Genomic DNA, 15,160 nt, shown 5'->3' with positions numbered 1-15,160 from the left:
TAATTTATGCGAACACTATTTACCTCGCTATTTTACGAAATTCGTCAAAATAGCGAGGGAAGGTTTTAGCTGTGCATCCGGGATCATTAATTGTGATGCCAACATTACCCAAAGCTAACAATGAAAAGCACATCGCGACTCGGTGATCATTATACGTATCAATTGCTACATATTTAAGCTGTTCCGGTGGCGTGATTTTAATATAATCATGTCCTTCTTCAACCATAGCACCGACTTTTCTTAATTCAGTTGCCATTGCATGTAAGCGATCAGTTTCCTTTACACGCCAATTATACACATTTGAAATACAGGTTGTCCCTTTAGCAAATAACGCAGTTGTTGCTATGGTCATTGCAGCATCGGGTATATGATTCATATCCATATCGACAGCACTTAACGGAGCACCCGTTACCGATATGAAGTCGTCACCCCAAGTTATCTTTGCGCCCATTTTTTCAAGTACATCAGCAAATGCAATATCGCCTTGAATCGAATTTCTACCCACGCCGGTGACTTTAACCGTGCCCCCTTTTATTGCACCCGCTGCTAAGAAATATGACGCGGAAGATGCGTCTCCCTCGACAAGAAAGGTACCAGGTGACTGATATTGTTGTCCCGCTTTAATAATAAAAGACTGGTAGTTAGTGTTCAAGACGCTAACCCCAAAAGTGGCCATCGTCTTGAGCGTAATATCAATGTATGGCTTGGAAACGAGTTCCCCTACAATATTAATACTCACTTCATGCTCAAGCAGAGGTGCCGCCATTAATAGCGACGTTAAAAACTGACTTGAAACAGAGCCGTCAATGTTGAATGACGTAGTTTCTAATTTACTACCTTTAATGCGCAGCGGTGGATAACCTTTATTTTTTTTATAACTTATGTCCGCGCCCGCATTAATTAACTCATCGACTAAATCACCAATAGGTCGTTCTTCCATGCGTGGCTCGCCAGTCAACTCAACGTCAACGTCTGAAAACGCTAGCGCTGCACAAAGTGGACGCATAGCCGTTCCTGCATTGCCGAGAAATAATGAGAGTGGCTTATGCGTCGAAAATTGACCACCAAGACCAATAACCTCGCACTCAGTTTTATTATCATTTAAACGGTAGCTAACACCTAATTGGGTTAGTGCATTTAACATATGCTTTATATCATCACTATCTAATAAGTTGGTCAGTGTGGTTGTGCCTTTTGCTAGAGCGGCTAGCAGTAAGGCCCGGTTTGATAAACTTTTTGAACCAGGAACGTTTATTTCGCCCTCGACATGGCTAATAGGCTCAAGCGTTAAACTTTCCATCTATCCGTTCTTCCTTTCAAATTCTTGCATAAAATCAGCTAATGCTTGAGCCCCTGCTAATGGCATTGCATTGTATATACTTGCCCGCATTCCGCCGACCGCTCGATGCCCCTTCAATGCAACTAAACCGTTAGATTCGGCTTGCTCTAAAAATAAATCATTGAGCGACTCATCACGCAACTGGAAGGTAACATTCATTTTTGAACGATAATCGTTGTGCACATTATTTTTATAAAAACCGGTCGCATCAATTTGCTCATATAAAATGTGGCTTTTTCGCAGATTTAACTGCGCCATAGCTTCTAATCCGCCTTGCGCTTTTAGCCATTTAAAAACCAAACCAGCTAAGTACCAAGAAAAGGTAGGTGGCGTGTTATACATCGATCCGCTGTTTGCCTGTAACTGATAATTAAAAATTGCAGGTGTGTCTTTTCTAGCCTTGCCTATAAGGTCATTTCGTACAATCACGACTGACAGTCCTGATGGCCCTATATTTTTTTGTGCTCCTGCATAAATAATCCCGAAATCTTCTATATTGATGGGTTTTGATAGAATATTCGAAGACATGTCAGCCACAATAGGGACATTACCGCTGGCAGATTTTGGTACCCAATTAATCTCAACACCGTCTACGGTTTCATTAGTGCAATAATGAAAATAACCAGACTCTTCAGCAATTGACCACTCGTCTTGTGTTGGTACATACATTTTGCCGTCAATCTTTTTACTAGTTGCAACAATACTGGTACGACAAAACTTTTGTGCTTCTTGTTCCGCGCCAATAGACCACTGTCCAGATACTAAATGCTGACTTAAATCAAATGATGTTGAAATATTCAAAGGTACTGCTGAAAACTGTCCTCTGCCACCACCATGCATAAACAAGACGGTATAGTTGGAAGGGATCTGAAGTAGTTCACGAAGATCAGATTCAGCTTGCTCCGCTACTTCTATAAAAGGCTTACCTCGGTGGCTCACCTCCATTACCGAGGTACCAAGCCCCTGCCAATTGATTAGTTCTTCTTGAGCTTGCTGCATAACTTCTTGTGGAAGCATGGCGGGGCCGGCACTAAAATTAAATATGTTTTGCATTAACTTTCATCTTCCAAAAACAAAATAAGCGGCCAAACGCCGCTTATTTATACACTTTAACTAATTACTTTTTTGCGTAATTAATGCTTATTCTGAGTCAGATGGCGTATCTGCATCAGGGATTTCACTAGGTGGATCTGCTTCAGTAGATTCTGCCGTTTGCACAGTGTCCTCTACCGACTCTCTATCCATGTCTTCGAGTATTTCTTGTTCCACCTCATCAATACGTTGAAGAGCGACCACAAGTTCGTCGTCAGCTGTTCTAATTAAGCGAACACCTTGTGTATTTCGTCCAACCGTTGATACTTCTGAGGCGCGTGTGCGAACCAGCGTACCCTTGTCACTGATAAGCATGATTTCTTTACTTTCGTCTACTTGAATAGCACCAACAACAAGGCCATTTCGCTCTGATACTTTTATAGAAACGACGCCTTTAGTTGCTCTGCTCTTAGCTGGGTATTGCTCTATTGGTGTGCGTTTACCAAAACCATTCTCAGTAGCAGTTAGAATATCGCCTTCACCTTGAGGAACAATAAGGGAAACAACGTTCTCATTTTCCATTAAGCGAATACCGCGAACACCGGTTGCTGTTCTACCCATTGGACGAACTTGCTCTTCACTAAATCTAACCACTTTACCAGCGTCAGAGAACAACATTATTTCACTTTGTCCGTCGGTTAAGTCAACACCAATTAATTCGTTTCCGTCATTTAGATTAACCGCAATAATACCGTTAGCTCTTGGACGTGAATACTGAGTCAGCTCGGTTTTCTTGACCGTACCGTTTGTGGTCGCCATAAATACATATTTGCCAGCTTCAAATTCTTGAATTGGAAGGATTGCAGTAATACGCTCGCCTTCTTCAAGAGGAAGAATATTAACAATTGGACGACCGCGCGCATTTCGGCTCGCAAGCGGCAATTGATAAACCTTAAGCCAATATAATCTGCCTCTTGTTGAGAAACAAAGTATATGATCATGAGTATTAGCAACTAGCAACTTCTCAATAAAGTCTTCGCCCTTCATCTTCGTTGCAGACTTACCTTTACCACCGCGTCTCTGGGCTTCATAGTCAGATAATTTCTGATACTTAACGTAGCCTTCACGAGATAAAGTAACAACCACATCTTCGCGTTCAATTAAATCTTCAATATCGATATCATGAGTCGCTGCGGTGATTTCTGTGCGACGTTCGTCACCAAATTCATCGCGTATGGCTTCTAACTCTTCACGGATGATTTCCATTAAGCGTTCTGAGTTTGCTAAAATATGTAATAGCTCTGCAATAATATCGAGTAAGGCTTTATATTCGTCAAGTATCTTATCGTGCTCAAGACCCGTTAATTTGTTTAAGCGCAAATCTAGGATTGCTTGAGCTTGTTCTTCCGTTAAGAAGTATTGTCCCTCGCGAATACCAAAATCTGGAGCTAACCAATCAGGACGAGCGGCGTCGTTACCTGCTCTTGAAAGCATTTCTGCAACATCACCTAAATCCCAACCGCGAGCAACTAATGATTTCTTCGCATCAGATGGGCTTTGTGACGCTTTGATCATTTCGATGATTGCGTCAATGTTGACTAACGCGATAGCAAGACCTTCAAGAATATGAGCTCGATCGCGGGCTTTTTTCAACTCGAAAACAGTTCTTCGAGTAACAACTTCGCGACGATGTAATACAAACTTTTGTAATATCTCTTTTAGGTTAAAAATGCGTGGTTGTTTGTTATCCAACGCAACCATATTAATACCAAACACAGTTTGCAGTTGTGTGTTTGCATATAAGTGGTTTAATAACACTTCGCCTGACTCATTGCGTTTGACTTCAATGACGATGCGCATGCCATCTTTATCAGACTCATCACGCAATGCAGAAACACCTTCAATGCGTTTTTCTTTAACTAAGTCGGCAATTTTTTCAATAAGGCGGGCTTTGTTAACCTGATAAGGCAGTTCATGAACAATGATAGTTTCTTTACCATTATCTTCTTGTTCAATTTCAGCCCTAGCTCGCAAGTAAATTTTACCGCGACCTGTTTTATAAGCCTCTACGATACCTTTTCGACCACTAATAAAAGCTGCTGTAGGGAAATCTGGGCCTGGAATGATGTCTAATAATTCATCGATACTTAAATCGGGATTATTGATAAGTTCAATACAACCGTTTACCACTTCGGTTAAATTATGTGGCGGAATGTTTGTCGCCATGCCAACCGCTATACCAGATGAACCATTAATCAATAAATTAGGCACTCTAGTGGGTAGAACCTCCGGAATGTGTTCTTGACCATCATAGTTTGGTACAAAATTAACGGTTTCTTTTTCAAGATCAGCGAGTAATTCATGCGCAATCTTTGACATACGAATTTCGGTATAACGCATTGCAGCAGCTGAATCACCATCAACCGAACCAAAGTTACCTTGACCGTCAACTAGCATGTAGCGTAGTGAAAAGTGTTGAGCCATGCGAACAATAGTGTCATAAACGGCTGAGTCACCGTGAGGGTGATATTTACCAATGACGTCACCAACGACACGAGCAGACTTCTTATAAGGCTTGTTGAAATCGTTTTTCAACTCATTCATCGCGAATAAAACTCGGCGGTGAACTGGTTTTAAGCCATCTCTTACGTCGGGAAGAGCACGACCCACGATGACACTCATCGCATAATCTAGGTAAGAATTCTTTAATTCATCTTCGATATTAATCGGCAGGATTTCTTTAGCGTTATCAGTCATGAACTGCACTGTCCTTTATTATTTGTAGAGCATTTACAAACTGATGCTATCTATTCTATAAATAGACGTTGATCTGACGTAAACCGCTCACTTGTTATTTTAGCCAAGGTTTGGCGAATAGATATTATCATTAAGGCTGTTGAATATGTAGATGTATGTCATAATAATTCGTATAAAAATTGTCAGTTCAAGCGCTTCACAGCGTTAAAGACTGAAAAAACAATAATTCTTTGAGGATGGACATGGCTACAGTTAATGTTGATAACAATGAAATAGCGAAGTTTTCCGCTTTAGCATCCAAATGGTGGGACCTTAATGGCGAGTTTAAACCTCTTCACGATATAAATCCGGTGCGACTCTCTTTTATAGAGGAAAAGTCGCAGGGATTGTTTTCAAAAGAGATATTAGATGTCGGATGCGGCGGCGGGATCCTTGCTGAATCGATGGCTAAGGTTGGTGCTTTAGTAACCGGCATTGATTTAGCTAAAGATTCGTTAGATGTAGCAAAATTACACGGACTGGAATCGGGCGTCAATGTAAGTTATGAATTAACCAGCGCGGAAGATTATGCGCGTGATTTCCCCGAAAGTAAGGACATTGTTACCTGTTTAGAAATGCTAGAGCATGTGCCCGACCCTGCTTCTGTTATTCGAGCTTGTGCAAATATCGTTAAGCCCGGAGGTCGGATTTTCTTTTCTACCATCAATAGAAATATAAAATCGTGGGTAATGGCAATTTTAGGCGCAGAGTATGTTCTTAACCTGGTTCCCAAAGGGACCCATGAGCATAAGAAGTTTATTACTCCGGCTGAAATGACGGGATGGATAGACATCACAAGCTTGGTCCCAAAAGCCATAACTGGTTTACATTTAAACCCCCTTAACAATACCTATTATCTGTCAGATAAAAATGTCGACGTTAATTATATACTTTATTGCGAAAAACCTCTATAACCACTATATCTAGTGGTTATTATACTATTAAACACTAGATAAACGATTTCAGTTAAAACAAAAAAGAATAAAGAAACACTTTTTAGACTAATTTATTTTACAAAAAAATAAATAAATAAAATTAAGTTGCATCCTATATAACCTTGGCAATTTGGTTGCGTTATCGTAAGTCCCTACTAACTGAACTATTAACTAGTGCCAAAATTAGTAAAAAACACTATATGTTGGGTTGCATCTAAGCCAAAACCTCTCTATCTTGTGTTTATCCAATGACAAACACCAAATAATAAGTGTGGAAATTCATACACTACACACCGTGTTTTTTTGGCAGGATTTTAAGGGATTTTCAAATCACGCTAATTAACTCGGCGCAGACCAATGAGCGATAATAAAAAATGAACAGTACTATTCTAGTAACAAAAAGAAACGGCAGCCAAGAACCCATTGAATTAGATAAGATACACAAAGTGGTGAAATGGGCAGCCAACGGCTTGACCGATGTGTCAGTGTCACAAGTCGAAATAAAAGCTCAAATTCAATTTTACAACGGTATTAAGACAGCAGAAATTCACGAAACTCTAATTAAGTCTGCAGCTGATCTTATTTCAACCGATGCACCGGATTATCAATACCTCGCCGCACGTTTAGCTATTTTCCATTTACGTAAAAAAGCTTACGGTCAATTTGAGCCGCCAGCACTTCACACTCATGTAAAGAAAATGGTCGAAGCTAAAAAGTATGACAACCATTTAATGCTAGATTATACGCAAGCTGAATTTGAAGAAATGGATAATTTCATCGACCATTGGCGTGATATGAACTTCAGTTATGCCGCCGTTAAGCAGTTAGAAGGTAAATACCTAGTACAGAATCGCGTCACCGGTGAGATTTATGAAAGTGCTCAGTTCTTATATATTCTAGTTGCTGCATGTCTGTTCGCAAAATACCCAGTCAAATCTCGCATGGATTATATTAAGCGTTTTTATGACGCTGCTTCCACTTTCAAAATATCTCTGCCAACGCCAATAATGGCGGGTGTGAGAACCCCGACTCGTCAATTCAGTTCGTGCGTGTTGATTGAGGCCGGTGACAGCTTAGATTCAATTAATGCGACAGCATCAGCGATCGTAAAATACGTTAGCCAACGCGCGGGCATTGGCGTTAACGCCGGTCGTATTAGAGCACTGGGTAGTCCTATTAGAGGCGGCGAAGCTTTTCATACCGGTTGTATCCCTTTTTATAAGCACTTCCAAACGGCAGTAAAAAGTTGCTCTCAAGGCGGTGTTCGTGGTGGCGCGGCAACTCTTTTCTATCCGTTGTGGCATATGGAAGTTGAATCATTACTGGTATTGAAAAATAACCGTGGGGTTGAAGAGAACCGAGTTCGTCATTTAGATTACGGCGTACAATTTAACAAATTGATGTATACCCGAATGATCAAAGACGATTACATCACCTTGTTTAGCCCATCAGATACACCAGGCTTGTATGAGGCTTTCTTTGCGGATCAGGATGAATTTGAACGCCTGTATACAATATATGAAGCTGATGACAGCATTCGTAAAAAGCGTATTAAGGCCATCGAACTATTTAGTTTATTTATGCAAGAGCGTGCAAGTACGGGCCGAATTTATTTACAAAATGTTGATCATTGCAATACTCACAGTCCGTTCAACCCAAAATTCGCCCCTGTGCGCCAAAGTAACTTATGCTTAGAAATTGCGTTGCCCACTAAACCACTGTCACACATTAATGACGAAGAGGGTGAAATAGCACTTTGTACCTTGTCAGCATTCAACTTGGGCGAAATAAAGAGCTTAGACGAGTTCGAAGAATTATCAGACTTAGCAGTGCGCGCACTCGACAGCTTGCTAGATTATCAAGACTATCCGGTTCCTGCGGCATACAATGCCACAGTGGGCAGACGCACCTTAGGTGTTGGTGTTATTAATTTAGCTTATTACCTTGCTAAAAATGGTGTTAAATACAGCGACCACAGTGCTAACGGCCTAGTTCATAGAACATTTGAAGCAATGCAGTATTATCTACTGAAAGCATCAATGGAGTTGGCCAAAGAAAAAGGCGCTTGTCCCAAGTTCAACGAAACCACTTATTCACAGGGCTTAATGCCTATTGATACCTACAAAAAAGACGTCGACGGCATCTGTAATGAGCCTCTTCATTACGATTGGGACACCTTGCGCAACGATATAGTCAAGCATGGTTTACGAAATAGCACATTATCAGCGCTGATGCCCTCGGAAACTTCATCACAAATTTCAAATGCAACTAATGGTATTGAACCACCACGCGGACATATCAGTATAAAAGCTAGTAAAGACGGCATTCTGAAACAAGTAGTTCCAGAATATCAGCGTTTGAAAGATAACTATGAGCTTTTGTGGGAACTTAAGTCGAATGATGGCTACTTGCAGTTAGTCGCAATTATGCAGAAATTTATTGACCAAGCTATTTCGGCAAACACCAGTTATGACCCAGGTAAGTATGAAGGTAATAAAGTACCAATGAAGGTATTATTAAAAGACTTACTGACAACCTACAAATTAGGTATTAAGACGCTTTATTATCACAACACCAGAGACGGCGCCACAGACAATACTGATAAAGCTTTTGTAGAAGAAGCCTCTTCTAAACCAGCACAAGAAGTGATTATTGAAGAAGATGATGACTGTGCTGGCGGCGCTTGTAAAATTTAGCCTCATTTGATTGAACCAATAAGTGAAAATATAAAACAATGAAATACACAACATTTAATCAAGAAAATAACAATGCGATGCTTGAGCCTATGTTTTTCGGTAATCCGGTTAACGTAGCTCGCTACGATCAACAAAAGCATCCGATTTTCGAAAAGTTAATCGAAAAACAAATTTCGTTTTTTTGGCGTCCTGAAGAAGTTGATGTCAGCAAAGATAGAATGGATTTTCAAAAGTTGTCTGATGCTGAAAAACACATTTTCACGTCTAATTTAAAGTATCAGACCTTGCTTGATTCGATTCAAGGTCGCAGTCCAAACATTGCTTTTTTGCCGATTATTTCTATTCCAGAATTAGAAACGTGGGTAGAAACATGGTCGTTTTTTGAAACCATACATTCACGTTCATATACGCATATTTTACGTAATCTTTTTTCTGATCCGAGTGCTATTTTTGAAGACATTGTAGTGAATGATGAAATTAAGAAACGTGCGACTGATATATCTAAATATTATGACGACCTCATCTTTGCAACGCAGTTGTGGCAAACTCAGGGTGAAGGCGAATATATTATTGACGGTAAAAATCACGTCATTAATATGCGAGAATTGAAAAAATTATTGTACTTGTGTATGAATTCAGTCAATGCGCTAGAAGCAATACGTTTTTATGTTTCATTTGCATGTACATTCGCATTTGCAGAACGTGAATTGATGGAAGGTAATTCTAAAATAATCCGCCTCATTGCTCGTGATGAGAACATTCATTTAACCTCTACCCAACATATACTTAATTTGTGGGCGAAAGGAAAAGATGATCCTGAGATGGCTGAAATTGCGGCAGAATGTCATGAAGAAGCAAAAGCTATTTTCTTGAAAGCGGTAGAGCAAGAAAAAGAATGGGCTCATTACCTCTTCAAAAATGGCTCAATGTTAGGTCTTAATGAAGAAATATTGTGTCAATACGTCGAATATATTGCTAACCATAGAATGGCTGCCATTGGTATGGGACAACCTTTTGATATCAAAAGTAACCCACTTCCTTGGATGAACAACTATCTTAGTTCAGACAACGTTCAAGTTGCTCCTCAAGAAACTGAAATCAGTAGTTACCTTGTTGGCCAAATTGACAGTGAAGTTGCTGTTGAGGATTTTGAGGCATTCGAACTCTAACGTGACAGAAAAATCAGGTATGTATGAGGTCCGAGTCGAAGGCTCGGACCCTTTTAATTGCAAGAATAACGACGATTCACTATTGTCTCACCTAGAACAGCAAAATATCGAAGTTCATTTTCATTGCAGAGAAGGCTATTGTGGCGCTTGTCGAACTAAACTGATATCTGGTGAGGTTGAATACACCACCGATCCCCTTGCCTTCATAGATGATGACGAAATATTACCTTGTTGTTGCAAGCCAACTACCGATATCCAAATCAAACTATACTAACCCCCCTTTATTATGCGGTAAGCAAAATTGCCTTATTGGACTATTTTCATGCGCAATAAAAAAACCGCTTATCAGTTTCAAGTCCCCTAATAATAGAGTGTTTGAAATCAACAAACGGTTTATATCTGCTAACCCTACGTTACTTTTATATTTACTTGGTAAATAACGAGATAATATTTTCTGAAGGTTGATAGCCCGGAACAATTTGTATCTGACCTTTGGTTAAATACATAAACGGAGTCCCTTCTAATCTAACGTTTTGGCCAGCCATCTTTCCTTTTATAACGCTGTCTACACATTCTTGCGCATAACTTTCTTGAACGAATTCACCGTTGTCAGTACCGGCTTTAATTTTTGTCATTGCCGCCGCTTTATCTTTTGCGCACATAACCTGTTTCATGTTTTCAAACGCAGGTTGGCCGTCAACTAGTTCGCTTCTTGGGTATGGAATGTACTTAACATCTATGCCTGCATTTTGATAATCTTGAACTTCTAAATGAAGTTTTTTGCAGTAACCACAAGTGGTATCAGAGAATACGTAGAGTTGACCAATCGATTTTCCTTTTGCAGGATAGATAACAAAATCGTTTTTATCCAATTTGGCTATCTCTTGCTCCACGATAACCACTTGTCCTTTTTGCTTTTCTATTCGCGTTAGGTTGATCATCTTCTCTAAATCAAAGACATCACCGACAATAGCTCTGGTCCCATCTTTAGACACAACGAGTGATTGGCCATCCACGTTCACTTCATACAAACCAGGAAATTTTTCGTTGCTTAATTCACGCACGACCACAATTCTCGCACTTCCAAATTGCGCATTTGCATTCCTTAAGTTATTTTCGACTTGCTCCAAATCGCTCTGTTGCGCATAAGCGACATTTGCAAAACTAGTCATAGCGACGAGTATTAAAAGACTTCTTATAATCATTTTTTTTCTCTTAAAATAGTATTTTCAATTAAATAAGTATCTAAAAGTTGAGGTCGAGACCAATCCTTTTCGCCACTTCAATATATGACTCAACGACTGAACCTAAACCTTGTCTAAATCTGTCTTTGTCTAACTTTTTGCGAGTTTCTTTATCCCAAAGTCGGCAACCATCTGGCGTAAATTCATCACCTAAAATAAGTTCGCCGTTGCTCAAACCAAACTCCAGTTTATAGTCAACAAGCAACATACCACCTTCTTCAAATAATGGTTTCAATACATCATTGACAGCAAAGGTAAGACGTTTCATTTCATCTATTTGCTCTTGAGTTGCCCATCCAAAAGCGGTGATATGATAATCATTTACCATTGGATCGTGCAAAGCATCATTTTTCAGGAAAAACTCAAATGTGGGGGGATCTAAAACAAGCCCTTCTTCTATACCAAGACGGCGTACCATTGAACCTGCTGCAATATTTCTAACAACGCATTCGACCGGTATCATAGTCAATTTTTTTACAACACATTCAGTGTCTGACAGCAAAGACTCAACTTGCGTTTTTATGCCGGCTGCTTCGAGTTTTTGCATGATAAAGTGATTGAATTTATTGTTTACTTCGCCTTTACGCTCAAGTTGCTCAATTTTTTCACCGTCGAAAGCCGACGTATCATTTCTAAAATACAATACTAACTTGTCAGTATCGTCAGTTAAAAAAACAGTTTTTGCCTTGCCGCGATACAATTCATCTCGTTTTTGCATGGAAAGAGCCCCTAAGCCTAAATATCTAGATCTTCATTGCCCATATAATCTTTAAATGGTGCAAATATTTTTACTGCTTGTTTCGCGTCAAAGGGCTTACTCTCATCATCCATGAAGGTAACCGCGGTTTTCTCACCTATCCCTTCTAGCTTCAAGCGGTACTCATCTTTTTCAATATCAAGTTCATCTTTACTGCCCAATAAACCTGACCACCAAGAACTTTCAACACCATTATATTGCACAAACAACAGACCCGTTGATTGGTCTAAATCTTTAACGTCAAAGCCCATTTTACGTAAAACAAGTAATAACCGCGGCCATGTGTTTTCATAAACGGCATCAACCATAAATGCAGGGTCGCCATTCGAGTTAAAGCCCATTTCACTATTGAAACCTTGACGGATTGTTGCTATCCGTTGCGTGTTCGCAAGGCGAATACCAAAATCATATTCAATAATAACGCTATTCAGGAAATTTGATTCGTCGGTACGTTTACTGATCAAATCAACCTGTTCTATTACGGATTGACCATTCTCATCTACATAATCAACCAGTTCGGTTTTGAGTGATGCTGTGCGCCCGTGTGGAGCTAACTCCATAGTAAATTTGAATTTTTTATTCACAGATATAAAATTATCAGTAAAGTCGTACCAACTAGTAGGGACTTCGCGCACTTCGGTTACCCAGTTGGTAACTAATATGTTGTTGTCTTTATCGAATTTTTCAACGCCAACGTTACTTTTCTCCAAATAAGTTAGTACGGTGTCCCAAACCGTTTTTTGTAAAGGTTCGCTATCATCAACTTGGTCAAACAGAACTTTAGCGCTCCCTGAACCTTCCTCTACATGCGTTCCGGTCACCAATGGCAATATTAATGTCGGTGGGATGATCTTTAATTTTTTACCTTTTAGATCGGTTGGCGCGTTCTCACCTAACTCGGGCAATATGTATCGTTGAGAATAATTCGGAGAATCTAAATCTTCAGGAACATCCATTGTCTTATGTTGTGCCGCTTCCAAGTATTTATAACTACCTGATGCTAATTCACGCTCTGCCTTGCCCGCACAGCCAACTATGGCGAATGCAACGAGACTTAAACCTACCGCTTTATATTTCATTAAAAACCTAACTAAATTAAATTCAACGCACTAAGAGTCTCTTCGATTGCTTTTTGACTGTTAAGTTCAGGCAGAACCATTGGAAGTCGCAAAAAAGCATCATCGATAAGACCCATTTTATATAATGCCCACTTTGGCATAACCGGATTTGGTTCAACAAACAAAATCCGATGTAACTCGATTATTTGATTATTTAATTGCTGCGATAATTGCACGTCGCCTTGCAGCGCGGCTTCGCACATGGATGCCATTGCTTTTGGCACTATATTGGCGGTTACCGATATGACGCCATCGCCACCCTGACACATAAAGTTGCAACCAGAGTCGTCATCACCACTGAAAAATAAAAAATCTTCAGCGACTAACGATTTGGTTTGCTCTAACCTCGATAAATCGCCGGTCGCATCTTTAATACCAACAATGTTCTTGTGCTTTGATAACTCAGCAACGGTTTCTGGCAACATGTCAGCTACCGTTCGTCCAGGCACATTGTATAACATTAAGGGAATATCTGTCGCGTCCGCAATTGCGTTAAAGTGCGCAACCATGCCTGCCTGTTGAGGTTTGTTATAGTAAGGAACGACGCTTAAAAATCCATCGACCCCTAAACCACACATTTGTTCACTTAAGAATATAGCTTCTGACGTAGAGTTCGCGCCGCTCCCTGCCATCACAGGTATCTTTTTATCGACAAACTCAATAATCAATTTAACCACGTCAATATGTTCTTTAAATGGCAAGGTTGCTGATTCGCCGGTTGTCCCTACCGCAACAATACCATGCGTACCATTGTCTATATGAAACTCAACCAACCTTTTCAAACTAGTAACGTCTACGCGGCCATTTGGCAACATAGGTGTAACTAACGCGACATAACTTCCTTTGAACATTATTCCCCCTTTAAATCTGCCCGCCATGTTAGTGTTCACAAGCAATAAACACAAGCACATAAAGCCTATTGGCAATACATTTTTTTCTGATATTTTATGTGACAACATATTTTGACTAACAATGTTCCTCAATTTTTACTTGTGCTAATATCCGGTTCCCCATCTACAAGTACAAAATTAGTATGAATCAACAGATTATTGTGAATATTTTAGGTGCCGACAAGTTAGGTATTTTAAGTGAGATTAGCGCGTGTGTGCATGATAAATGCTGCAACATTCTCGACAGTCGTCATGTTATTTACGGTACCGACTTTTCGCTTTCCATGATTGTTGAGGGTACCCAATCAGCAATTACTAAATTGGAAGTGCAGCTGTCGAGCTTGTGCATGAAGTATGATCTGCTCTCAATGATAAAACGCACGAGTGGACACGCAAAACAGAATTTAGAGCAACTTATTAATTTGGAATTTTCTGGAGAAGATGCCAAAGGAATAATTACGCGAGTCACTGGTTTTCTTGCTGAACGCCAAGTATCTGTTAGTGCATTTAGACAACGAACCTTTATTGATAAGACAACGAACGTCGAAAATGTAAAATGTAAAATGGTACTCAGTGCGACCAAAGAATTAGATTTAGTTAATTTTGATGAAGAAATAAAACAACTCATGTGTAAATTGGGCCTGTCTGGCAAAGTAACACATAATGAAATTAAGGAAGAAAATGAACACATTGAAAGCTGGTGATAAAGCACCGCAATTTACGCTACAAAACCAATCTGATGACGCTGTTTCTTTAGCCGATTTTGCGGGTAAAAAAATATTAGTTTATTTTTATCCAAAAGCGATGACGCCTGGGTGTACGATCCAAGCTCAAGGCTTGCGCGATATAAAAAACAATTTAGATAATAAAAATGTTGTTGTGCTTGGTATTAGTCCAGACGCAGTAAAACGTTTGCCTAAGTTTATTGAAAAAGAATCATTAAACTTCACGCTACTAAGTGACGAGGACCATGCTGTTGCTGATGCCTTTGGTGTATGGGGCCTGAAAAAATTCATGGGCAAAGAATATGATGGAATACACCGCCTCAGCTTCCTAATAGATGAAAATGGTGTTATTAATCATGTGCTTGATAAGTTTAAAACCAAAGAACATCATCAAGTTGTTTTAGACTTGTTAGTTTAACATCGGCGTCAAGAAAAAAGACGATCTGAAATGATCGTCTT

General features: G+C 39.7%; 13 protein-coding genes. 6 read left to right on the top strand and 7 right to left on the bottom strand.

The genetic code is table 11. The annotated features are described in order from the left end of the window. Window positions 1-19 precede the first annotated feature (19 nt). From aroA to gyrA, 3 genes are all read right to left on the bottom strand, one after another. The gene (aroA, locus tag G399_RS0108140) at window positions 20-1,300 is read right to left on the bottom strand and encodes a 3-phosphoshikimate 1-carboxyvinyltransferase (RefSeq protein WP_006012071.1); all 1,281 of its coding nucleotides are present in this window, start codon (window positions 1,298-1,300) and stop codon (window positions 20-22) included. Continuing rightward, window positions 1,301-2,392, bottom strand: a complete 1,092-nt coding sequence (gene serC / locus G399_RS0108135) for a 3-phosphoserine/phosphohydroxythreonine transaminase (RefSeq protein WP_006012073.1) — start codon at window positions 2,390-2,392, stop codon at window positions 1,301-1,303. Between the two features lie 87 nt (window positions 2,393-2,479). Beyond that, on the bottom strand, window positions 2,480-5,128 hold the full coding sequence (gyrA, locus tag G399_RS0108130; protein ID WP_006012075.1) for a DNA topoisomerase (ATP-hydrolyzing) subunit A: 2,649 nt from the start codon (window positions 5,126-5,128) through the stop codon (window positions 2,480-2,482). A gap of 242 nt (window positions 5,129-5,370) precedes the next feature. Between gyrA and ubiG the strand changes: the two genes are divergently transcribed. The 4 genes from ubiG (at window position 5,371) to yfaE (ending at window position 10,241) form a co-directional block, all read left to right on the top strand. Beyond that, window positions 5,371-6,081, top strand: coding sequence for a bifunctional 2-polyprenyl-6-hydroxyphenol methylase/3-demethylubiquinol 3-O-methyltransferase UbiG (ubiG, locus tag G399_RS0108125; protein ID WP_006012077.1), 711 nt, complete (start codon window positions 5,371-5,373; stop codon window positions 6,079-6,081). 395 nt (window positions 6,082-6,476) lie between these two features. Continuing rightward, window positions 6,477-8,798 carry a class 1a ribonucleoside-diphosphate reductase subunit alpha gene (gene nrdA, locus G399_RS0108120; RefSeq protein WP_006012079.1) on the top strand — a complete coding sequence of 774 codons (2,322 nt, stop codon included), beginning with the start codon at window positions 6,477-6,479 and terminating at the stop codon, window positions 8,796-8,798. A 38-nt stretch (window positions 8,799-8,836) separates the two neighbouring features. Then, window positions 8,837-9,967, top strand: a complete 1,131-nt coding sequence (gene nrdB, locus G399_RS0108115) for a class Ia ribonucleoside-diphosphate reductase subunit beta (protein ID WP_006012081.1) — start codon at window positions 8,837-8,839, stop codon at window positions 9,965-9,967. A gap of 19 nt (window positions 9,968-9,986) precedes the next feature. After that, window positions 9,987-10,241, top strand: a complete 255-nt coding sequence (gene yfaE / locus G399_RS0108110) for a class I ribonucleotide reductase maintenance protein YfaE (RefSeq protein WP_026843579.1) — start codon at window positions 9,987-9,989, stop codon at window positions 10,239-10,241. Between the two features lie 151 nt (window positions 10,242-10,392). Here yfaE and G399_RS0108105 read toward each other — a convergent pair whose 3' ends face one another. The 4 genes from G399_RS0108105 to dapA are packed head-to-tail and all read right to left on the bottom strand — an operon-like array spanning window position 10,393 to window position 13,937. Beyond that, entirely contained in the window at window positions 10,393-11,172 is a 780-nt protein-coding gene (locus tag G399_RS0108105) for a DsbC family protein (protein WP_006012087.1), read from the bottom strand. Between the two features lie 40 nt (window positions 11,173-11,212). Further along, window positions 11,213-11,929, bottom strand: a complete 717-nt coding sequence (gene purC / locus G399_RS0108100) for a phosphoribosylaminoimidazolesuccinocarboxamide synthase (RefSeq protein ID WP_006012090.1) — start codon at window positions 11,927-11,929, stop codon at window positions 11,213-11,215. Between the two features lie 17 nt (window positions 11,930-11,946). Continuing rightward, window positions 11,947-13,047, bottom strand: coding sequence for an outer membrane protein assembly factor BamC (bamC, locus tag G399_RS0108095; protein ID WP_006012093.1), 1,101 nt, complete (start codon window positions 13,045-13,047; stop codon window positions 11,947-11,949). Between the two features lie 11 nt (window positions 13,048-13,058). Next, entirely contained in the window at window positions 13,059-13,937 is an 879-nt protein-coding gene (gene dapA / locus G399_RS0108090) for a 4-hydroxy-tetrahydrodipicolinate synthase (protein WP_006012095.1), read from the bottom strand. Window positions 13,938-14,119: 182 nt separating this feature from the next. Between dapA and G399_RS0108085 the strand changes: the two genes are divergently transcribed. Together G399_RS0108085 and bcp are read left to right on the top strand one after the other, a co-directional pair. Further along, entirely contained in the window at window positions 14,120-14,680 is a 561-nt protein-coding gene (locus G399_RS0108085) for a glycine cleavage system transcriptional repressor (RefSeq protein ID WP_006012101.1), read from the top strand. Then, window positions 14,658-15,119: a thioredoxin-dependent thiol peroxidase gene (gene bcp / locus G399_RS0108080; protein ID WP_006012105.1), complete on the top strand. Its 462-nt coding sequence runs from the start codon at window positions 14,658-14,660 to the stop codon at window positions 15,117-15,119. Before G399_RS0108085 ends, bcp begins: the two co-directional genes overlap by 23 nt. Window positions 15,120-15,160 lie beyond the last annotated feature (41 nt).

It is taken from the genome of Brumicola pallidula DSM 14239 = ACAM 615 (assembly GCF_000428905.1).
Classification (GTDB): Bacteria; Pseudomonadota; Gammaproteobacteria; order Enterobacterales; family Alteromonadaceae; genus Glaciecola; species Glaciecola pallidula.
This window is presented reverse-complemented; position numbering and strand designations above follow the sequence as displayed.